This is a genomic window from Peribacillus sedimenti, assembly GCF_046237635.1.
GTDB lineage: Bacteria > Bacillota > Bacilli > Bacillales > DSM-1321 > Peribacillus > Peribacillus sedimenti.
In genome coordinates this window covers 2,660,083-2,683,065 of the sequence record NZ_CP143547.1, presented here as the reverse complement: position 1 = coordinate 2,683,065, position 22,983 = coordinate 2,660,083, and the positions used below count along the sequence as shown (strand labels likewise).

Here is a 22,983-nt window from a genome sequence, read left to right as displayed (position 1 = left end):
CATGGCTAGGTTCTTCCTTTTTTCTTTGTACGCTAAATCATCGAATTTGTTTTGATTTCTTACACTCATTGTTTTGTTGGGAGATAGCGACCCTGGTTGGGTTGCATATATATAAATTTAGTTTATTACGGCTCTATTTAATTCTCAAAGAGAAGCTTGTTTAAATTCTGTTGGAAATAGAATCCATTAAACAAACTGCAGGCAGAAGTAGTAAAATATGTAGATGAAATAATGAAATATAGGATATCTATATTATTAAAACAATGTCATTAAAGAAGGAATTTTGGAGAAAAGCGAGAATTGTATATAATATAGAATAAATGTTCGTATTTAGGCTGCATGGGGCCAAGATAAAATTATTAAACCTTGAAATTTATTAAGGGAGGCTGGACGTAATGGACTTTACTTTTATCCATGCGGCGGATATTCATTTAGATAGTCCTCTAAGGGGATTGGAACAATATGAAGGTGCGCCTGTAGATCAAATCAGAAATTGCCACACGGGATGCTTTTGTAAATCTCGTCAATACAGCAATTGAAAATAAAGTGGCCTTTATCATAATTGCTGGGGATTTATATGATGGCGACTGGAAGGATTATAATACTGGCCTGTTTTTTATAAATCAGATGGTAAGACTTCAAAAGGAAGGAATCATGGTTTATCAAATACGAGGCAACCACGACGCATCAAGTCAAATTACCAAGGAACTTAAGCTTCCTGAAAACGTAAAAGAGCTTTCTGTACACACACCAGAAACCATCATTTTGGAAGAGCTGAAGGTGGCGATTCATGGCCAGGGTTTTTCTTCGCGCTCAGTTATGGATAATCTTGCTGTACAATATCCCCAAAGGAAAGAAGGATACTTAAATATTGGGATTTTACATACATCCGCTACAGGGAGAGAAGGTCATGAACATTATGCGCCTTGTTCACTGGATGATATGAAATCAAAGGGATATGATTATTGGGCGCTGGGACATATTCACATCCGAGAACTTTTATCCGAGCAAAATCCAGTCATTCTATTTCCAGGGAATATACAAGGAAGGCATATAAAAGAAACAGGTGAGAAGGGATGTACTTTTGTCCATGTAAGGGATGGCGAAATAGAATCCTTCCGCCACCATTCTCTTGATGTTGTGCGCTGGAAGATTTGTGAAGTTAACGTAACCGGAGCAGAGTCACTCGATGATATTGTGGATAAAGCCCGAAGTCAGCTGGAGCTTACTTATGACCATGCTGAAGGGCGTTTCCTGGCAGTAAGGTTCCTCATTCATGGTTCTTGTGCAGTCCATCAGGAGCTGTTTATCAATAAAGAAAAAGTAATCAATGATATTCGTTCACTTTCTCTAGAAGTGGGAAGTGGGGAAATTTGGATAGAAAAGGTGAAGATCGAGACAACGAACTCAGTAAACATAAATGAATTAAAAGAGAATAGTACTCCTATTGCAAGTATTTTAGATTATTTGAGTAGTATAAATGATGATGAAGAAACCATAGCGGCGTTATTGGAAGAATTTAAGGATATCCAAAATGCACTCCCGCCTGAATTAAAGCAGAATGATAGAGGACTGGTTTTCGACAAACCTGAGCTCATCAAAAGCAGAATGCAGGAAGTGGAGGATTTAATCATTCATTATTTGACAAAACAAGAGGTGAAACCTGTATGAGGTTTGATTATATTAGGTTAAGGGCTTTCGGCCATTTTACGGATTACCATATTCCCTTTGACCTGGATAAAAACTTTCATATGATTTACGGTCCCAATGAAGCCGGGAAAAGCACAATCCTGAATTCAGTTTCGCATTTGCTCTACGGGTTTCCAAAAAACTCATCTTATGCTTTTATGCATGATAATAAACAGCTAAGAATAGAGGGGCAACTTGCACATAGTACTGGGAATAAGCTGGAATTTGCAAGAAGGAAAGGTTTGAAGAATACAGCACTTAATATGGACGGACAGCCGATAGATGAACAGAAGATCAGCCAGATGCTAAACCATCTATCAGAGCGACAGTTTATTAATATGTTTGCCCTTGATCATGTACGCATACGTGAGGGTGGAAACAGCCTGTTAAAAAACGGTGGCAGTTTAGGCGAAAGCTTGTTCGCCGCAGCCTCAGGAATGAATATTATACGCAATGTACTGGGCCATCTGGATGCAACTGCAAAAAATCTTTATAAAAAAAGCGGATCAAATCCTACTGTAAATCAATTGCTCAAGCAAGAAAAGGAACTCACGAAAAAGTTTTCGGAGAGCCATCTGCGTATCAAAGAGTGGAAAGAACTCGAGAAAAAATACCATGATGGCGAACGGCATTTGGAACAGTTGCAAAAGCAAATCCAGGAACTCCAAAAACAGCAAAGAAAATTGTTGCGTATGCAAGCTACCATGCCAAAGATTGCAAAATTAAAAGAGTTTCAGATACGGCTTACAGAACTTCAGCATATTTCAGACTTTCCTTCAGATATTCTCGAAATCTATAACGATAATCTTCAAACAATTCGTACCGCCGAGAAGGAAATAAACAAGGCCAGCGATAAAATATCAGAGTTAAATAATCAATTGGCAGACATTCATATACCTGAGAATATTTTTGAACACGTATTAACGATCGATTCACTTTATAAACAAGTGCAAAGCTATGAAAATAATTTAAAAAAGAAGCCTCTACTTGAAATGGAGTATAAATCCCTCTGTGAACAGGCTCTTAATCTTGCTAAACAAATTGATGAAAACATTTCTTCGATTGAAAATATTGATAGCTATAGAATTCCTTTGGAACAAAAGCAGACGGTCCTTGATTTATCGAAACAAAAACCAATTCTGGACCATGCCCTAAAAAATGTATCCGCAGAAATAAATAATTTGAATATAGAGTTGATGAATCTGGAAGAAGAAGTCCAGGGAATTAAGCAAATACCCGATTTAGGTGAACTAGAAGCAGTAATTGAGAAAGTAAAGCGCGAAAGCAAGTTGGAAGAGGAAGTAGCTTATGAACAACTCAAAGCTGATAAGCTTGATTTTGCCCTTAAGGATTTAGTACAGCACCTGCCTTTATGGGACGGTTCTCTCGAAGCATTAATGAAATTAGAACTGCCAATGGTAGAAACAGTCAAGAGATATCAGAAAGATTTTATCCGGCTGTACAATGAGATTCAACGCGTCGATGGAGCGATTGTTGAAGAGCAGAAATTAATAGCAGATAATAATCAGAGAATACGTGAACTTGAGGCACATGAGTCTATTCCAACTGAACTAGAGCTGCAAGAATTAAGATCTGCGAGGGACGAACACTGGTTACAGATCCGTTCCAGGTTACAAGGTGATACAGATATAAACAAAAAAGAATCTGCACTCGACCAGCCGCTCGACCAAGCGTTTGAGAGGTCCATGTATAAAGCGGACCATGCATCTGACAGGATGCGGATACAGGCTGAAAAAGTGGGAGAAAAAAATAAATGTCTGGGAGATATTAAGACAAGTGAACAAAAGCTTGTGTATTTAAAAGAAAAACTTACAGAATTAAAGGATGAATATGACAATCTTCAGAACGAATGGGCAGGTATCTGGGAAAATGCTCAGCTACACCCTCTTTCTCCAGAAGAAATGCTTGAATGGCTCCAAAAATACACAAAGGTCCAGGAATTATCCCTGCAGCTGAACGAGGTAATCGTCAGCAAACAAGATAAGGAAAATAAACTGAGTACCTTAAAAAGACTGTTTGTTTCCGTGCTGGAGAAGCTGAACTTATCATCTCAAGAAGAATCATTGACAGATCTATTAGACCATGCTGTCAAATCTATGAGCAAGCTTCAAAGTCAGATCAATAAACGAGAGCATGCTTTGGTTAAAATCAAACAGCTATCAAATAATATTAGCCGGAAATCTTCAGAGAAAGAAAATCTTTTGCTGCAGCTTTCTGACTGGAACACAAAATGGCTAAAGGCAATTCAAAAATTACCTGTTTCGGTCGATGCCTCTACTTCTGTGGTTTTAAATATAATAGAGCTGCAAGAAAGATGTATAAGCATAAATGACAAAATACAGGAGAAGCAAACAGAATATAACTCAGTATTGGCGAGCATCGAAGATTTTAGAGATAGGACTGATCAGCTTTTAAATGGATCCTTCCCACAATGGCTGGATTTGCCTCATCACCTTGCAGTCAATAAGCTTCATAATGAACTAATTAAGGCGCAGGGAGACCAAAAAACACAAGATGGCATAGAAAAGCAGATTAAAGAACTACAGCAGCATATTACTGAAAATAAGAGGGATTATGACATTGCTTCTGCAGAGATAGAAAAGTGGATGAAAGTCGCTGAATGCACAGAGTCGAGTGAGCTTCAAAAGGCTATCTCCCAATACCATATGAAATTAGAATATATTACAAAGATACAAGATACTGAGGAAGAGCTACTAAATTTGGGCGGAGGCATGGCTCTCGAACAGCTTTCACAAGAATGTGACGGGATTGAATATGACTTGATATCCAGTCACCTTGGAGTCATTGAAGAAAAGATTAAAAGTTTGGATGAAGAACGAATGTCCTTCAGTAAGGAGCATGGCAGAACTCAGGGAGAGTATTTCGAAAAGATTCATGGCCAAAGTGATGCTGCGGTAAAAGCAGAGCAAGAAAGGGAAAGCATCCTTTCCCAGCTTGAATTTCAGGCAGAGCAATATATAACCCATAAGCTGGCAGCTTTGTTACTGCAAAAAGGCATCGAACATTTTCGCAGTAATAATCAGAACCCAATCATTCATAGAGCCAGCGAAATCTTCGCAAGGCTGACTTTAAATTCCTACACTGGCATAACAGTGGAATTTGATGAAAAAGATGAGCCTGTGCTTATGGGAGTTCAAACAAATGGACAAAACGTACCAGTAGAGGGCATGAGTGACGGAACTACAGACCAGCTTTATTTAGCGCTGCGTATTTCCAGCCTGGAGAAATACATGCTGGAAAATGAACCGGTACCTTTCATTGTAGATGATATTCTTATTCATTTTGATGATGAAAGGGCAGCGGAAACTCTTAAGGTACTGATGGAGCTAACTAGCAAAACCCAAGTTATTTTCTTTACTCATCATTACCGGCTTGTAGATTTAATGAAGCAATTTGTACATGAGGACTCTTACCAGTTAGAATATATTTCAAAAAATTCAAGCCCGGCAATCACCATATAACTGCGCTTCTTAAACCGGAGTTCCTTGGAACTCCGGTTTTTTATTCAGTTTTAAAACATTCGATCCGACTGAACTAAAAAAATGTCCAATTTTTTTATAAACAAGCCCTGCCGTTCATATGTTAGATTAGATTTAGCGAAAAAGTCAGAAAAATCACAGGAGGGGAAAGATGAATTCACAAAATGCTATTGTTACTGGAGCATCCAGCGGCTTTGGTTTATTAACGTCCCTAGAATTGGCTAAACGCGGTTATCAGGTTGTTGCCACGATGCGGGATACCACAAGGCAGGGAAAGCTGATAAGTGAGGCGAAAAGACAGGGCGTCCTTGACAAAATAACGATTTCTCAGTTGGATGTAACTTCTGCTGGCTCTGTTGAGGAATTCAAACTATTTGTTTCTACTTTAGGAAATGTAACCGTACTCGTTAATAATGCCGGATTCGCTGCTGCAGGATTTGCAGAGGAAGTACCTATTGACGAATATAGAAGACAATTCGAAACAAATCTTTTTGGAATGATAGCTGTCACACAAGTTGTGTTACCAATTATGAGACAAAAGCGACACGGGAAAATCATAAATGTAAGCAGTATCAGCGGAAGAATAGGCTTTCCGGGGATGTCACCTTATGTATCCTCTAAATTCGCTGTGGAGGGTTGGAGCGAGTGCCTCCGGTTGGAAGTGAAGCCGTTTGGAATTGAAGTGATTCTCGTAGAACCTGGCTCATACCAAACCAATATATGGTCTACAGGGAAAGAAATTACTGAGCGGTCTTTACAAGAAGACTCGCCATATTACCATCAAATGAAGAGAATAGAAGGATACATACAGACAAGTGAAAGCCAATACGGCGACCCGCAGGAAGTAGCAGTAAAAATAGCGGAATTAGCTGGGAGTAAAGAAGTGACACTCCGCCATCCAATAGGAAAGGGGGTAAAGCTTACTATTCTATTAAAAAACGCGCTTTCCTGGAAGAGTTGGGAAAATCAAATGTTAAAACGGCTTTTTAAATAATTTCGCCAATATCATAACAGTATATATTAAAAGAGGGACGTATCAAGTACCAGCTTTATATACATTTGATAGTTCATTAATTAGTTCTTAAAAAAATAGCGTACATAGACATAATTCTTTATACAGCTTTTACACAGATACGATATGTATCTGTTTTATTTGAAAGCAATAACCGCTCCGTTTCCCGACATTAATAGCTGCAGGATTTATATTAATTTTTTTAGAAAAAAATGAGAATATTGTTTTTACATAGCGACTTCTAATATTAGTTTAAGGTAAAATATGTGGAGTTATACCGAAATAATACAGCGGTAACAATTAGAATGATAGAGTAATAGAAAAATTCAGCAGAAAGCCCATCGAATAAAAATGTCATTTAGTTTTTTTTATGAAAAAATGGGAAAAAGAGTTAAGAGGGGGACAAATGATGGACCTTACAAAGTATAAAGATCATTTATTTAGAAATATGAAAATACAACTTTCCAAATGGTTTGACCAGCAAGGGAATGAATTGGTCCCTGAACAAGATATATACAGGTTCCTGCACTCTATTAAGGGTACGGCAGGAACATTGCAGCTCGCGGGCTTGCTGCAGATTTCCGAAAACCTTATAAGATACATTGACGAAAACAGCGAAAAGGCATGGGATAAAACTTCCTTGCGAAATTTCTTATTCGATCTTATCGGAATGACCTATGAATATGAACATTTTGAAGAGGCTGCCCCTAAAAGTAATAAATTAAAGGGAATTCAAGTACCTCTGATCCAGATTATTGATGATGATATTTCCATGTTGATTCTCCTTAAGGATGTTCTGGAAGAACAGGGGTGGATGGTGATAACAGCCACCCGTCCTGAAAAAGCTATCCAACAATATTTTGACATGCAGCCTGACTGCCTCATTATTGATGTCAACCTGCCGGAAAAAAGCGGGTTTCAAATTCTTAGTGAACTTCAGGATCACAATGATAAATTTTTCATACCAACTATTATGATGAGCGTTACAAATAACAAGGAGACAAGATTAAACGCGCTTAAAAAGGGCGCTGATGATTTTATAAGCAAACCTGTAGATATAGATGAATTTGTTGCAAGGGTTGGCAACCATCTTAAAAGAAAAAAGATCTTTGAACGATCCTCTCTAATTGATGAATTAACACAGGTGTATAACAGGCGTTTCTTTGATCTTAGCCTGCCGAGATACTTCGATTCCTTCAAACGGACACACCAGCCGTTCACTATTGCATTGATAGATATAGACTATTTTAAAAAAATTAATGATACCTATGGTCATCAGATAGGGGATATGGTACTATATCAATTTTCTGCATTCCTTAAAGAAAATATGCGCAGCTCTGATACTGTGTTCCGTTATGGAGGAGAGGAATTTGCCATCGTGTTCCCGGATACGACTAGCGAGGAAATTGAAAGTCGTATAAACGAACTTATTCAACAGTTCTCACTTTTGCCATTGATAGCCAAAGAGGATCAACCGAGATTATCCATAACGTTTTCTGCAGGGCTATTTACGGTCACAGATGAAACCGTTACACGAGAACATGCACTTAATTTAGCTGATATGGCACTGTACGAAGCAAAAAATAATGGGCGCGCGCGCGTTGAGTTGGCAGGAACTGGCTCAGGATCAATAAGTAATAAAGAAATAAAAATTACAGTCATTGATGATGATGTGGTAATCAGAACCATCCTAAACCAAATCCTGCATTCCATCAATGTAGAGAAAACAACGCTTGATATCGCAGTATTCGAGGAAGGCAGAACGTTTCTTCAATCGGACAGGATTCAAGGAAATACCGATCATTTTCTAATATTGGACGGGGTTATGCCTATAATGGACGGTCTCGAAGTTCTTCAAAAAGTAAAACAGCTTACTAACAGCCATCATTTTAAGGTTTTGATGCTGACAGGGAGAAAAAGCGAATACGATATTGCGCGGGCATTAAAATTAGGTGCTGATGATTATGTCACAAAGCCGTTTAGCATTACTGAGCTTCAGGCACGTATTGAAAGAATGTTGAAAAGGGTGAAATAAATGCTTGGTAATGAGATCTTATTATTAGGTTGTGCTACCTTGCTGCTTCTGTCCCTTTTGCTGCTCATGCTGATATATCTTGTAATAAGAAAGACGTTGGAAATTAAAAATCGGCGTACAATCGATGAATTAAAGGATGAATATAATTCAATACTGTTTCAATATATTTATTCGGGAACTCTTTCAAGAGAGATCCAGGCTGATACAATTCTGAAACAAAAAGCAGTTGAGGAGACACTTGCAGGCTTTTCAGAAGTGCTTGAAGAAAAGGCGATGAACGAACGTTTATCCTACCTTGCCGAGAAGCATCTGGGCAAGCCTTATGCCAGCAGATTAAAAAAGAGAAATTGGAGTATTAGGATGAATACTCTTTCCTACGTTGAAAGTTTTCAAATGAAAAGCCTGCTTTCATACATTATCAACATACTTGAGAAACCTTCTGCTACTCCTGATGAAAAGATATTATGCTTGCGGATCATGGGTTCATTTCAAGATCCGCGATTGATGGAATATCTTAATAATTTTACATTTCTTTCGGATAGCGATTATCGAAGTATTCTTTTAAGATTATCAGAAAAAAACTTCGACATTTGCGTTCTGGGATATCATCAGAGTAATGACCAATTGAAGCTTGCTCTATTAGATGTAATTGGAATAAAGAAAGACTTAAATTATGTCAGCTTTCTAAACGATATATTCCGGGAATCTGATCATGAGGAAAGAGTTAGGTCTTTAAAGGCTATTGCAAATATCGGTTACATAAAGGACCCGGAAAGCATCATTCCTCTATCTACTTCCAAACGCTGGGAAGAAAGGATGATTGCTGCAAGAATTTTTGGAATATTAAAGAGCAAGCCTCTCATTCCCATACTTATTACATTACTGCATGACTCCAACTGGTGGGTACGCTCCGAGGCGGGAGCGGCTCTAACAGCTTTTCCTGATGGCAAAGTAGTTTTAGAGGATATTAGCAAGACTGATGAAGACCGCTTTGCGCGGGACATGGCCTGGGAGTGGCTTCATAAAGGGGTTATATAAAAAACTATGGATTTCTTATCTTATATCGGTATGTTTATAGGCTGGTTTTTAGTTGGTTACATGATTTTAGTCATTGGATTTTATACAGTTATTTTATTGATTTCGGTCTTTCATCTTCGTCGAAATTATCATTTGGATACTAAGAGAATTCACGAAGAATACGCTAATGAAGTGTATATTAAGCCCATTTCCATTTTAGTGCCAGCCTACAATGAAGAAGCAGGTATCATACAGAGTGTCAGGTCTTTGCTCAGCATCCAGTACCCAGGCTTTGAGGTTATAGTAGTGAATGATGGTTCAAAAGATGCAACCTTGCAAAGAATGATCGAACAGTATGAAATGAAGCCTATAGAAAAGGTAATAAAAAAGACTCTTAAAACTGAAGAAATAAAAGGAATATATCAATCTGCTATATTGCCTAATCTTTTTTTAATCGACAAAGAAAACGGCGGTAAAGCTGATGCTTTGAATGCAGGATTGAACTTTTCCAATTTTCCATATTTTTGTTCTCTGGATGGCGATTCTATTTTAGAAAATGATGCTTTTATCAAGGTGATGAAGCCTATCCTTGATTCAGATGGAGAGGTAATCGCTTCTGGAGGAAGCATAAGAATTGCAAACGGATGTGAAATTCGGGACGGGCACATCGTCAGAGTGGGCATTTCTGATAAGCCGCTTGTCATCATGCAGACTATTGAATACTTAAGGGCCTTTTTAATGGGAAGGATTGGGCTGTCCCGCCACAACCTGCTTTTAATAGTTTCAGGTGCTTTTGGGGTATTTTCAAAGCAATGGGTGTTCGATGCAGGGGGTTATGTAAAAAATACCGTTGGTGAAGATATGGAACTGGTGGTAAGGCTTCATCGACTGATTAAAGAAAAAAAAGCAAAAAAGAAGATCGTATATGTTCCGGATCCGGTCTGCTGGACTGAAGTGCCCGAAGAGACTACATATTTGCGAAGGCAGCGGAGAAGGTGGCATCAGGGTCTTTATGAAAGCCTTTCAACACACAAAAGGCTTCTATTCAATCCTAAATACGGCTCTATAGGTTTTATCTCCATTCCGTATTTTTGGATCATAGAATTTCTTGGTCCCGTTATTGAGTTTTGCGGTTATCTCTATATAATATTTTCCCTTCTGTTTGGTGGAATCTATCTTGAATTTGCGATCTTGATATTTTTACTTTCCTGTCTGTATGGCTCAGTATTTTCGATGGCAGCTGTACTGCTGGAAGAATGGAGTCTTCGGAAATATCCAAAGGTATCAGACATTGTTAAATTGTTTTTATATTCTTTGACAGAAACTCTATGGTTTAGGCCCATGACTGTTTTCTGGAGGATGGAAGGAATATGGAACATTATTAGAGGCAACAGGAGCTGGGGAGAAATGAAGCGAAAAGGTGTATCTCAATGAAAAAACTATCCAAGACTGAATGGACATTCAGCATTTTTATCGTATTAGCCCTTGCCCTTGTGACAGCCCCTTTCTGGCTTTGGTTCATTGAACCAGAGAAGAAACTTCACGTACTTATTATTGATAAGACCGTACCCGATACCTCTTATCGTGAGCACAAGGGACTTACCTGGCTTTTAAATAATCAGCGCTATGTAAAGCCAGATGGAACCACATACTCCGCCGAACGGGATTACATCGGTTTCCAGCCGGATGGAAACACTTGGAGAAGTATGCCGGAGTCAGTAAATGATTATGATCTCATCTACCTTTCCGATCAGTATGGAGTGTATCAAAACGATTTGGAACCGAAAAAAAACGATAACGAAAAGTTATATGGCGGATTAACAATGACAGAAATCGATGAGCTTAACAAGGGTTTGCAAAGTAAAAAGCATAAAACATTGATTGCAGAATTCAATACATTTGCAAGCCCAACTCAGACTGCAGCACGAGAGCAGATGTCCAATATTCTGAATGTTGATTGGACAGGCTGGACAGGACGTTATTTTGAACATCTTGAAAATAAAGAAGTACCAAATTGGCTGAAAGAGAATTATCAGCAAAGCAATGGGAAAAAGTGGAGCTTTACTGGGGCAGGGATTGTTTTTATCAATCAGAATGGTATTATTTCCGTTGTCAGGAAGAATGAAATGAAAACCGAAGGTCTGGAATTTTTATTGACTACTCACGGAAAAAAATTCTTTGATAAAGATTTACATTCTACATATAAATACTGGTTCGACATTGTAGCTCAGCGCAACCAAAATGAAGTTTTGGCAAATTACAAATTAAATGTTAACGATACTGCATCAGCAAGACTGAAACGATTGGGAATTCCGTTACAATTCCCCGCTATCGTCCATCATATGAACGCCCAATATAATAGCTATTATTTTGCCGGTGATTTTGCGGATGAGAAAGAGGTGCCGCAAATATATCAGACCAGAGTCCTTAATGAATGGAAGAAATATGTTGGAGCCAGAAATTCATTTTACTGGACAACATATGTACCGTTAATGGAGGAAATACTGGATAAGGGCTTGTATAAGGTTAGCAGCCAGGAAAGAGTCGAAGTCGATAAGAAGGACGGAATTTCAGTAAACAGCAAGACGGATAATCGTTATATACAGGTATTGAAAAATGGTAAGTGGCAGGCTGTCCTTGTAAAAGGCGTGAATATGGGGATTGCAAAACCTGATGCTTTTCCAGGTCAAACAGCTATCAAGAAGGAAGAATATTTAAGATGGTTTAAACAGATTGGAGAAATGAATGCAAATGCAATCAGAGTATACACACTTCATCCTCCTGGATTCTATGAAGCACTAAAAGAATATAACGAGACTGCTGAAAAACCGCTCTATTTGTTTCATGGAATCTGGGTTAATGAAGAAGACCTGGTTTCTGAACAAAATGCTTTTTCAAACAAGCTGACAAAAGAGTTCAAAAATGATATCTCTCTAGTAGTAGATGCCATTCATGGAAATGCGGACATTGAGTCTCGCCCAGGACATGCGTCAGGAAAATATAAGAATGATGTTTCTCAATATTTACTCGGATACATCATCGGAATTGAATGGGACCCTGAAGCTGTGCATCAGACCAATATAAAAAACGCAAACGTAACTTCCTATGATGGAACTTATTTTAAAGCAGACAGGGCATCTCCATTTGAAAATTGGCTTGCCGAGATGATGGATTATACAACAAGCTATGAAACAAACAAATATAAATGGCAGCACTCCATGAGCTTTACGAACTGGCCGACAACTGATCTGCTTAAGCATTCTGCAGAGCCATCTGCCACAGAAGACATGGTGTCGATAAATCCTAATAATATTAAGACCAAGAGCACCTTCCATGCAGGTATGTTTGCTTCCTATCATATCTATCCCTACTATCCGGATTTTATGAACTATGAAAAAAAATATCTAAGTTATAAAGATGCTGACGGAAAAAACAATAACTATGAAGGATATTTGAATGATTTAATAAAAAAGCATGATTTACCGGTATTGGTAGCAGAGTTTGGAGTCCCTGGCTCAAGAGGGTTGACTCACAATAATCCAAGTGGTTTCAACCAGGGATTCCTTTCAGAACAAGAGCAGGGAAATATAAACCAGAAATTGTTTCAATCCATATTGGATCAGAAGTATGCAGGAGGGTTGGTCTTTACCTGGCAGGACGAATGGTTCAAAAGGACATGGAATACCATGGATTTCGATAATCCTGACAGGCGCCCTTTCTGGTCAAATGTCCAAACAAACGAACAGCATTTTGGAATGCTCGCATTCGAACCGGGAAAAAGCGGGGAAACGATATATCCTGATGGATCAGATTTTGATTGGAACAAAAATAACATAACGCCATTTTACCAAGGTAAGGAGAAACAATCACCGTTGAAACAATTGTATGTTACATCTGATGAGGCATATGTACATATAAAATTGAACTTCAGCAAAGCAATTAATTGGGACCAACAAAGAACCCTTCTATTATTTGATACCATACCTGGTCAGGGACAATCCAAGGTCCGCCTAGATCGAAACCAGTTGATTACTATTGATTCCGGCATTGATTTTGTAGCTGACTTGAAAGGACCGGATCAATCCAAGCTGTTGATAGACAGCTACTATGATAGTTTTTATTATCTATATGCAGAAAAGCTTGATATGATTCCAAAGGTTCCTTATGCAGGAAAGAAGGATAGTGGTTATTTCCATCCGATCCGGCTCGCATTGAATAAGGCCATGACAATACCAACGACCAACCAGATGATTCCTTTTCATTCGTATGAAACCGGTAAATTAAAGTTTGGTAACGGAAATCCTTCGAGCAAAGATTATAATTCTTTGACCGATATAAGTTTTAGTAAAGATAAAAAAACAATAGAGTTGAGAATGCCATGGCAATTGTTAAATATTAAAGACCCGAGTTTAAAGGAAGCGATGGGGGACATTTGGAAAAAAGGATTGGAAGCAAGTATCTCCATCCCGGGAATAAAGATTGCAGCGATTTCTTACAATGATGGGAAACCTTCAGGAAGCCTTCCTGCAGGTGTGGAAGGAGATATTCCTTCACAGGATATAAAAACCTATGAATGGAATCCTTGGGAGCAAGCCAGCTATCATGAAAGGTTTAAAGAATCTTACTATATTATGCAAAATGCGTATAAAAATGCTTCGATTACGGGGGAAGAGCAATGAAAAGAATATTGTTGGCCGAGGATGAAGAGGTTCTAAGAATGCTTATCGTCGATACACTGGAAGATGAGGACTTTAAGGTAGATGAGGCTGCAGATGGTCAGGAAGCTTTGGAGCTTTTGGAAAAAAATAAATATGACCTTGTCATTCTCGATTATATGATGCCTGTATATACCGGACTGGAAATAATTGAGAAAATAAGGGAGAATGATGCTACCAAAGATTTAAGGATCATGATGCTGTCTGCAAAGAGCCAGCAGTATGAACAGGATTCCGTATTGGCAGCAGGAGCGGATTTTTTTATGGCAAAGCCTTTTTCCCCGCTCAGTTTACTGACAAAGATTGAGGAAATACTCTCATGAAGGTACATGAATACGTTAAGAAAAGCCTGTCCAGGCAAGTAATCTTCTTAATGTGGGCCTTTTTGTTTCTGATTTTGACAGGAACAACGATTCTGTTTTTATTACAGCAAAACATAAGCAAACAGTATATAAAGGATCGCGAGGAAATTGTTTCGAAGAGGAATATTGTCCGCTCGATAGAAGAAGGCTTCAATCAGGCTTTTTTTGACATCCGGGGCTTTATAGCACTTGATAATGAACGGCTTAAAGATAATGCATTAGCACAGGAAAACAGAATTAAACAATCGAGCATGCAATTCCAGGACTATGCAATGGATAAAAAGGACAGGAACTTTCTTAATGAAGTAACGCTTTTCACAGACTATTACTTTAAAGAGACAATGCCGGTCGTTATACAAGCTTTCGAAAATGGTGATAGAGAACAGGTAAAACAAATAGCAAGCGCCTCTGCTACCAAAAGGGTATCTGACTTCAAACAAACTTTAAAAGCTTTCTCAACCGGGCTTGACATCCAATTGGATGAGAAATCTACAAAGCTAAGGGAGGAGCTTACCCGTTTACAAATTACGTTTTTCATATCTCTCGTACTATTTTTACTATTAATGTATGTGAGTGTAAGGATCATTATTACGAATGTTGGAAAGCCTCTAAGCAATCTAGCGTTTGCTGCGAATGAGATTGCCGCCGGCAGGGATGCAGTACTTAATATCCACCACACGCGCAAAGATGAGCTAGGGGCACTTTCGGTCGCATTCGATAAAATGATCACCAGTCTACAGGATAAGGAACAGGATTTGCTTGCACAAAATGAAGAATTGATTGCGCATCAGGATGAACTCCATGCACAGCACCTGGAATTAGAGCATACACTTGATATTTTACGAGAAAACGAAATAAAATTGTCACACAGAAATGCACTGATTAATGGAATTTCCAACTCTCTGGATAAGAATGAGATTCTTGACACTATAGTCGTAAATATGTGTAAAATCATCAACGCCGACAAGGGAATCATTTCTCTGGTCGACGAAGATATTTATGCGGCATATGGCGTATCAGAGAACGGAATCAAGCAGTTCAGGGAGAATATTAAAAACGGTCTTAATGAGCGGCTATTCAAAGACAAACGCAGCTTTAGTTTAAAGCGGGAACAAGTAAAATCAGAAAAAGGGTTCCATGAAGAAGCTCTTTATATCAATGACTTATATATCCCTGTAAAATCCGCGTCTGACGAGATTCAAGCCATTCTGGTATTCAGCAGATATAGCGACGGATTTACCGAAAAAGAAATGATTGAGTACGAAACACTTTCCAGACAAATAGCAATTTCCTTGGAAAAAATTAAACTGTACGATGAAACTGAGAATAACCGCCGACTCAACCAGGATATCTTGAACTCCATCCAGGAAGGGATCCAGCTGGTCGATAAAGATGGAAATATTGTACAGGTAAATCAGCAGTTGTGTGAGATATTTGGCTGCTCCTATACAACTGATAATATGTCCGGATTGCAATGGGCAGATTGGACTCAAATGATGGCAGCGCAGACGGAACAGCAAGACTTTATCCAGAAGCTGCAAGAGCTTATGGAGCAAACTCATACAGGGAATTCTCAAGCTCCTCCCTTTGTTTATACAAAAACGGATAGCCATCGAGTTTACAAGGTATATTGTGAATCACTCACCACTCAGAACCACTACACCGGTTTAATACTGGTGCATCGGGATATAACAAAGGAATATGAAGTGGATCAAATGAAATCCGAGTTTGTCAGCACGGTGAGTCATGAATTAAGAACCCCGCTTGCGAGCGTGTTAGGATTTACCGAGCTAATGCTAAACAAAATACTAAAGCCGGAAAGACAGATGAAATATCTTCAAACTATTCATAATGAAGCGAAGCGGTTAACTTCATTAATTAATGATTTTCTGGATGTACAAAGAATGGAATCAGGCAAACAGACATATGAAAAAAAATACGTAGACCTTAAGCCTATCATTGGTAAGATTGCGGAAAATCAGGCTATCAATACAAAACTGCATACTCTTGAGGTACAGACCCATTTGTCAGAAAGCATAGTCCTTGGGGATAAATCCAAGATTGAACAAGTCATAACAAACTTAGTGAGTAATGCTATAAAATATAGTCCAGACGGCGGAAATATTACGATTACGCTATATGAAAATGACAATGATATCAAAGTGGCGATAAAAGACGAAGGACTTGGAATTCCGAAGGAGTCACTTAAAAATTTATTCCAGAAATTCTATCGGGTGGATAACTCTGACCGAAGAACGATTGGAGGAACTGGACTAGGCCTTTCTATAGTGGATGAAATAATGAAAGCCCATAATGGCAGTGTCTCAGTGGAGTCCGAATATGGCAAAGGCAGTACTTTTATTATTTCCTTTCCAAAAATCCCGGTTAAAAATCATGAGAAAAAGCAGGGGCAGCCCCACCAACAACTTAGTTATTGTGTAATGGTCATTGAAGATGACCCAAGCCTTGCTGAGCTTATCGGCCAGGAACTCCATGATACCGGATTTGATGTAACCTATAATAAAAGTGGAACAAAGGCACTCGAATCCATGAAACAGGATCCACCTGACGCCATAGTACTCGATATCATGCTGGAAGCAGGGGAAATCGATGGCTGGTCAATCATGAAAGAAATGAAACAACATGATGACCTGAAAAATATACCGATTTTCGTATCGACAGCACTTGAAGAAAAAGAGAAAGGTATATCACTTGGCGCTAGTGATTATCTTGTAAAGCCATATCAGCCAAGCCAGCTTTCGAAGATCATTATGCAAACATTATTAAGCAGCGGAAAGCAGGGGCAGATTATGGTGCCTGAATAATAATATGCGACAAGCTTGAAGTGATCATCAAGGATTACTTCAAGCTTTTTTGTATGAAATGACCGAATTTAAACCATAGTAGGACTAGAAAAAGATATGTAAGAGATAGGGAGCCCTAGTTCTTCCATCTGCCTGTCAATCCCTTAACATCGACGATTGCTAAGGTTGTGTTTAGAGCTAGTCCGGCAGAAAAGCACATTTTGTGCTATAAACATATGTCGTAACAAATTTAATGCTTATTTGAAAAAACATTATAAATGAGGTGGAGCTGGTGTGGATCATAAAGACCAAACATCAACGTGAAGATGGTGGAACTGCAGCCATAGAGCTGGAAAGTAAAGATGGAAGATTCGATATTAATGCCAGATGGGATGGTTGTATCGAGGTGCACGTATATTCAGTCACAGAGGAGAATCGAAAACTTCATGATACTTTCCATACATGTGACTTGAAAGACTTTATCGAGAGTTTAAATTCTTTACCACCTGTTTTGTCTGAGTTTTTCGAGGACGGCAGTTATTGGGTAAATAATACATAAAGGAAACTAGATCAACCAGATTTGCTGAAACAGTACTTTCTGTTAAGAAGATAATTGTGAACTAGACATCTATTTTTAATGTTATGAAATCTTTAGACTGTTTTGCTTCTAAACTTATCTTTCGCTACGGTGTGATTCATTTATTGTCTTGGATTCCGTGCAATGATCTTTATATAGAAGTTTTTTAGCTCAAGCACTGCTACCGAGTCTTAGTTTCAATCATACAGATTTCATCATTGTTATGCTATTTGGGTTCTTCTTTTGAAGATAGCCTTGGTCCTGTTTTGTGACCCTCATAACCCAGCTGGAATAACGCTTTGTGACCTTCATAAACCCCATGATAACCTCATTTTCAATTCCAGCAATGTTTTTACCTTCATAACCTGTATGAATACCTTTTTTCGAGCTCTGACATACTTTATGACCTTCATAGTGTCTGTAAAGATTTTATTATAAGCTATTGGAATCTTTTTGAAATCCATAATCACTATAAAGACCTTTTATACGCAGTGGTACTGTTTTTTCGCCTTCGATGTCCACATGAAGTTTTTTTCCTGGTTACTCACTACTGTTATTAGCAGCTGCTCTTTTTTAATCAAAATTGAGCTTTCAGGCAAGCGCTTTTTGTTGCTTTAGTGTACAATGGCAGTATTGAAAAAGGAGGCAAAACCACATTGTTACATCAAAAGATTACCATCGAAGAAGAGAGTACATTCCCTTTATTTTCAAGCTATGAAGAGGCAAGCGCATTTTTTATAGCAAAGTACGGCGAAGACTTTATACTTAAGAGCGCTCAAGAAATAGAGGGAGAGAAAGTATATGTATATATTCTTGTAGTCGACAGGGAAGCGTACGAAGAAGGACAAAAGAAGCTTGCTAGATTTGAAATTATAAAAGGTACGGAATTCACAGATAGTTTTCAATCGATTGGGATTAGTGAAAACGGGGATCTTTTCATAGCTTATTAGAAATTGCAACTGAGACAGAATTTTGTTCTGTCTTTTTTTTGAAGTAAATTTCTTTTGTTCCCTGACCCGTTTTCTTTTATTGCAAATACAAGTAATTATGGGCTCTGGGCCCTAAGTTCCGAACACCATTTGGGCTTTTAATTATCTTCTTAAATAATGGACAAAAGAGGAATCGGGCTCGTTTGTGACGAAAATTAATTCTTTCAGCAAAGATATGTATAGGCCATAAAAGAGCTGAGTAGGAAATCTTATATGTATAAGACATTAGATGGATTTTTAAATTCTTGAAATTTTGAAGCTGGATCAACATTGTATGTTCTTAAGCTATTAACTGACGAATCTATAAAACAGGAAATAACTTTCGAAAACTGTACTGAAAGAAGAATCGCATGGCATGTTGTAGCTGCCATTTAAAATATTACAGACCAGGTTGGTCTTTCATTTGAGGCACTGCCAGAGGACTATCGTGTACCTGAGTCTGCGGAGTTCAAATCAGTGCCAGAAGGCGAATGAAGCCTTTGTAAATGCTATAAGGTCACAGTGGTCCATCAAACATTGGCTGAAACAGTATACATATTTGGTATGGAAATGCCGGTTGGTGTCCTTATGTTTATATTAACCTGCACCAGACGCATTATAGGGACAAATGACAGGCCTGATGCTACAGGCTGCCTTAAAAATACCAGGGATATACGGTCCTGCAAAAGAAGAATGGGCGGAAATGGAACCACCGCAGATGTAAGGTTTTACAATAGCCGTTCATTGAACTGGCAGCTTCTTCTGGGTAAACGCTACTCATTATGTATTCATCTTGATCTCTGACCTCAAATAAAATTTAAGAACTGACACTTTTCATTGGCCTTTAGCGGCATTATACTCATCCTCATAAGACATTCTTTTATAAATGAGGAGCAGTAGACATGGAAATTACAATCAGAGCAGTGACCAAAGAAGATATCAATAAGCTAAGACCGCTAATGATCAACTATATTGCAGACTTTTATCAAAGACCCTGCCCTGAGGAAAAGGAACTTGAGAAATTTATTGTCCATTTAATCGAACATCCACGAGAAGGCAAGCAATTCGTAGCAGAGAGAAATGGTTCATTGATAGGATTTGCAACTTTATATTTTACTTACAGTACTCTGCAACTGAAAAGGGCAGCCATAATGAATGATCTATTTGTCGGCGAGGAATACAGGGGAGAAAAAGTAGGGGAAAAACTGTTCAATGCATGCTTGGAATACATACGTATGAATGGTTTCGCATATATGTCATGGGAAACGGCCCGCGATAATATTCCTGCACAGGCCTTTTATAGAAAAATGGGTGGGCATCCTTCGGAATGGATGGCTTATGAAATTAGTTGATATATGCGGAGCATGCCAAGAAGGTGTGCTTCTTTTGTTTTACTAGAATGCTTATATAGCAAAATTTCAAGAAAAAGAAGGTGAATCCAGAACTGGCATAGAATGAAACTAATCTGAGGCCCGCTTGTCGGCATGGATCTATAAGCAAAGGGGAAGAAGATTATGAATATGAAGCTAAGCGAAGCGTTAATGCTTCGAAAAGAGCAAAGATATAAAGAATCTAATGAGATATTAGTTGCTCTGACGGAGAAGTACCCTGAAAATGGCACATTTCAATATCAGTGTGCCTGGAGCTTCGATGTAATGGGCAAAGAGACCGAGGCAGTACCCTACTATGAAAAAGCGATTTCTCTAGATTTAACAGCAACAGAATTAGCAGGCGCATATATTGGTCTTGGCAGTACATATCGAACAATAGGGGATTACACCAAGTCCTACGATTTATTAAAGCGGGCAACTACCATATTTCCAGAGAATCAAGCTCTTAAAGTTTTTTTGGCCATGACTCTTCACAACTTAGGAAGATACAGTGATGGGATGCAAATTTTGCTTACTCTCCTGGCTGATACTTCTGCCGATACCAATATCCAGAACTATAAAAGGGCGATTTCATTTTACGCTGACAAACTGGATGAGACTTGGAGCTAAAAAGCTTATTAAACAGGCGTTTGTTGTTTGATATAGTAGGCAATTTAAATTAACTTCCTATTTATTTTTGTGGTTTAACCTTTAATTAGAATAGCTCCAAGATGGCCGAATCCAACAACATAGTATTACTATTTATATATTTGCTACCAGCTTTCCAGGGGAAGGGACTTGGTACAGAGCTTTTACGTGCAGGTATACAATACATCGAAAATATCAGAGAAATATAAATAAATGTGGAAAAGGAAAATGAAATCATGCTTTCCTTCTATAAGGAAAGAGGATTCCAGCATTTTTAAGAATTTGAAGAAGATTTTGATGGCTGTACTTTTAAAACAATGAGAATGCTTTTAAAATTATAACTTAATTCTTAAATACAACAAGCAGTACCTTTTTTTGGTACTGCCTTGGTACCTCAAATGTGTTTTTTCTTTAAACCGATGCCGATCGCGGTTCCATTTCTGCTTGAGTCAGCTATTCCCCAATATGTCCCATCACTATTTAGATGAATTAGGTTACCTAAAGATGATGTCAAAATCCGGCACACCTATCCTAAGATCATATTCCAGTTCACCGACCAATACATATTTATAATTTTTAGGAGTAGTGGTTCTTAACGATACACTCTTAATTGAGCATGTAATGTATTTTGAAATAAAAAAGCAGGGGAAAGGCAAAAGAGCGGAGATAAACAGCTGCACTGTCACATAGTCAGCCTGCAGACATATCGGTGAGAAAAAGTAAATCTGAGGTATGTACTAATTCAATTCTGTAAGAATGCGTTTCTCTAATCTCACAATAACCGGAATCATACCTATGTAATAAGTCATATTCATTACCCATGTATAATACCCTTTGTCTGGTCATGTATAAAACCTCCTTTTAGCCTATTCCTCGTTATAAGTTTCCAAACTCATAATTTGCAACTATTTTAATTTATAAATAGGTATATATCATTATGGAAAGAGGTTATTACTTTATGTATAGAGTACCGTATACCATAGAACTATGCATTTTAGCCTACATATCTTATAATTCTCTTAGCCAACGAAATGCCTTATATTTCGTTAATTATTCCTCCAAAATATAATTATAAGAATATTTTGTTTCTTTTAATATGTTGGCACAATTCGAACAAAATTTCGGTATTTCGAATTATATTATTATATTAATGTGCGAGAAAATTTCAAAAGATGAAGGCAGTGGAAATATGAAAAATATAATAAATAAAGGAATACAAAATATCAAGCTTTCTCTGTTTAATCCAAAATATCTATCCGGTTTGAACCGCTTTGAATTACCGCCTGAACAAGAACAATTTACGGGTCTACCGAAAAAGATGCTGCGTCTGGCAGAAAATGATTGGAACAGACATCCTGTAATCATTGTCAAAGACGATGCACCAGTCGGTTTTTTTCTATTGAATACCGGAACACGAGTTTTAAATTATACAGAGAATATAAATGCACTATTGCTTACAGCTTTTTCTATCAATTATAAAGAGCAAGGGAAAGGATATGCAAAAGCAGGGCTGCTTATGTTAAACGACTTTGTAGTTAAACATTTTCCTGCCGCTGATGAAATTGTCCTTGCAGTAAATATGAAAAACTCTGCAGCAAGAGCTTTATATGAAAGCATTGGTTTTATGGACGATGGAAGAAGAACCATGGGCCCAATTGGAGAACAGGCTGTACTTACTTCAAAGATTATTCAGGCAACTATAAAGCAAGCTAAAAAGACCTTGATCTAAAGGTCTTTTTTCTTGATAGGAACGGTTTTTGGATGAACTATAATCTCTTCAAAAAAACGTAACTAACTTTATCAAAATCCACTTTGTTTTCATAAAACCGGTGCGCATCACGCCTTTGTAGTCCTGACGACAGTGAAATTATTTTATATCCTTCTTTTGTTGACCAATCTTCTATAAATTCAAGCAGCTTTTGTCCATATCCCAGTGAACGCATCGCATAATCGGTAACAAGGTCGCAAACCCAGATAAATTTACCATTATATAGAGTAGTCATCGGCATGAATCCAATAACGGCAGCTACTTTGTTTTCTTCAAAAAGGGCATACATCACATACCCATTCTCCTCTGCCGCTCCCTTTACAAGGGTTAGATATTCTGGTTCGTCCAGATGAGTCCTCAGCTGTTTCATCACCGGAAAGGCTTTCAGCCAGTCCTTCTCAGATTTCATTTCTTTTATGACCAGTTCTTTGTTATTTTCCATTTATTACTCCTCCTTACGACATAATGTAACTGTAATCTGATATGATTAAAAGTAT

17 protein-coding genes and 1 pseudogene are annotated in these 22,983 nt (G+C 38.1%); 16 read left to right on the top strand and 2 right to left on the bottom strand.

Annotation, left to right across the window (positions count from 1 at the left end):
• Positions 1-546 precede the first annotated feature (546 nt).
• From V1500_RS13270 to V1500_RS13200, 15 genes and pseudogenes are all read left to right on the top strand, one after another.
• Positions 547-1,671 carry an exonuclease SbcCD subunit D gene (locus tag V1500_RS13270; protein ID WP_409299876.1) on the top strand — a complete coding sequence of 375 codons (1,125 nt, stop codon included), beginning with the start codon at positions 547-549 and terminating at the stop codon, positions 1,669-1,671.
• Positions 1,668-5,192, top strand: coding sequence for an AAA family ATPase (locus V1500_RS13265; RefSeq protein ID WP_409299874.1), 3,525 nt, complete (start codon positions 1,668-1,670; stop codon positions 5,190-5,192). The genes V1500_RS13270 and V1500_RS13265 overlap by 4 nt, the downstream gene beginning before the upstream one ends.
• A 169-nt stretch (positions 5,193-5,361) precedes the next feature.
• Positions 5,362-6,204 carry an SDR family oxidoreductase gene (locus tag V1500_RS13260; RefSeq protein ID WP_409299873.1) on the top strand — a complete coding sequence of 281 codons (843 nt, stop codon included), beginning with the start codon at positions 5,362-5,364 and terminating at the stop codon, positions 6,202-6,204.
• Between the two features lie 424 nt (positions 6,205-6,628).
• Entirely contained in the window at positions 6,629-8,257 is a 1,629-nt protein-coding gene (locus V1500_RS13255) for a diguanylate cyclase (protein ID WP_409299871.1), read from the top strand.
• Complete coding sequence (locus V1500_RS13250; RefSeq protein WP_409299869.1) at positions 8,258-9,295, top strand: HEAT repeat domain-containing protein; 1,038 nt, start codon at positions 8,258-8,260, stop codon at positions 9,293-9,295.
• 6 nt (positions 9,296-9,301) lie between these two features.
• Positions 9,302-10,708, top strand: coding sequence for a glycosyltransferase family 2 protein (locus tag V1500_RS13245; protein ID WP_409299867.1), 1,407 nt, complete (start codon positions 9,302-9,304; stop codon positions 10,706-10,708).
• Positions 10,705-13,953, top strand: coding sequence for a hypothetical protein (locus V1500_RS13240; RefSeq protein ID WP_409299865.1), 3,249 nt, complete (start codon positions 10,705-10,707; stop codon positions 13,951-13,953). The genes V1500_RS13245 and V1500_RS13240 overlap by 4 nt, the downstream gene beginning before the upstream one ends.
• Positions 13,950-14,312, top strand: coding sequence for a response regulator transcription factor (locus V1500_RS13235; RefSeq protein WP_409299863.1), 363 nt, complete (start codon positions 13,950-13,952; stop codon positions 14,310-14,312). Before V1500_RS13240 ends, V1500_RS13235 begins: the two co-directional genes overlap by 4 nt.
• Positions 14,309-17,176, top strand: coding sequence for an ATP-binding protein (locus V1500_RS13230; protein WP_409299861.1), 2,868 nt, complete (start codon positions 14,309-14,311; stop codon positions 17,174-17,176). Before V1500_RS13235 ends, V1500_RS13230 begins: the two co-directional genes overlap by 4 nt.
• 271 nt (positions 17,177-17,447) lie before the next feature.
• Complete coding sequence (locus V1500_RS13225; protein ID WP_409299860.1) at positions 17,448-17,714, top strand: hypothetical protein; 267 nt, start codon at positions 17,448-17,450, stop codon at positions 17,712-17,714.
• A 674-nt stretch (positions 17,715-18,388) separates the two neighbouring features.
• The gene (locus tag V1500_RS13220; protein WP_409299858.1) at positions 18,389-18,682 is read left to right on the top strand and encodes a hypothetical protein; all 294 of its coding nucleotides are present in this window, start codon (positions 18,389-18,391) and stop codon (positions 18,680-18,682) included.
• Positions 18,683-18,991: 309 nt separating this feature from the next.
• Positions 18,992-19,424 (top strand): annotated as a pseudogene (locus V1500_RS13215) (DinB family protein).
• A 178-nt stretch (positions 19,425-19,602) separates the two neighbouring features.
• Positions 19,603-20,052 carry a GNAT family N-acetyltransferase gene (locus tag V1500_RS13210; RefSeq protein WP_409299857.1) on the top strand — a complete coding sequence of 150 codons (450 nt, stop codon included), beginning with the start codon at positions 19,603-19,605 and terminating at the stop codon, positions 20,050-20,052.
• 162 nt (positions 20,053-20,214) lie between these two features.
• Entirely contained in the window at positions 20,215-20,700 is a 486-nt protein-coding gene (locus V1500_RS13205; RefSeq protein WP_409299855.1) for a tetratricopeptide repeat protein, read from the top strand.
• 101 nt (positions 20,701-20,801) lie between these two features.
• A complete protein-coding gene (locus V1500_RS13200) occupies positions 20,802-20,927 on the top strand; it encodes a GNAT family N-acetyltransferase (protein WP_409299853.1) in 126 nt (41 codons plus the stop codon).
• A gap of 481 nt (positions 20,928-21,408) precedes the next feature.
• Here the strand turns inward: V1500_RS13200 and V1500_RS13195 are convergent, their stop codons facing one another.
• The gene (locus V1500_RS13195; protein WP_409299851.1) at positions 21,409-21,564 is read right to left on the bottom strand and encodes a hypothetical protein; all 156 of its coding nucleotides are present in this window, start codon (positions 21,562-21,564) and stop codon (positions 21,409-21,411) included.
• A gap of 343 nt (positions 21,565-21,907) precedes the next feature.
• On the opposite strand from V1500_RS13195, the gene V1500_RS13190 reads away from it, so the two are divergent.
• Entirely contained in the window at positions 21,908-22,447 is a 540-nt protein-coding gene (locus V1500_RS13190; protein WP_409299849.1) for a GNAT family N-acetyltransferase, read from the top strand.
• 37 nt (positions 22,448-22,484) lie between these two features.
• Here the strand turns inward: V1500_RS13190 and V1500_RS13185 are convergent, their stop codons facing one another.
• Positions 22,485-22,928 carry a GNAT family N-acetyltransferase gene (locus V1500_RS13185; protein WP_409299847.1) on the bottom strand — a complete coding sequence of 148 codons (444 nt, stop codon included), beginning with the start codon at positions 22,926-22,928 and terminating at the stop codon, positions 22,485-22,487.
• Positions 22,929-22,983: the final 55 nt, after the last annotated feature.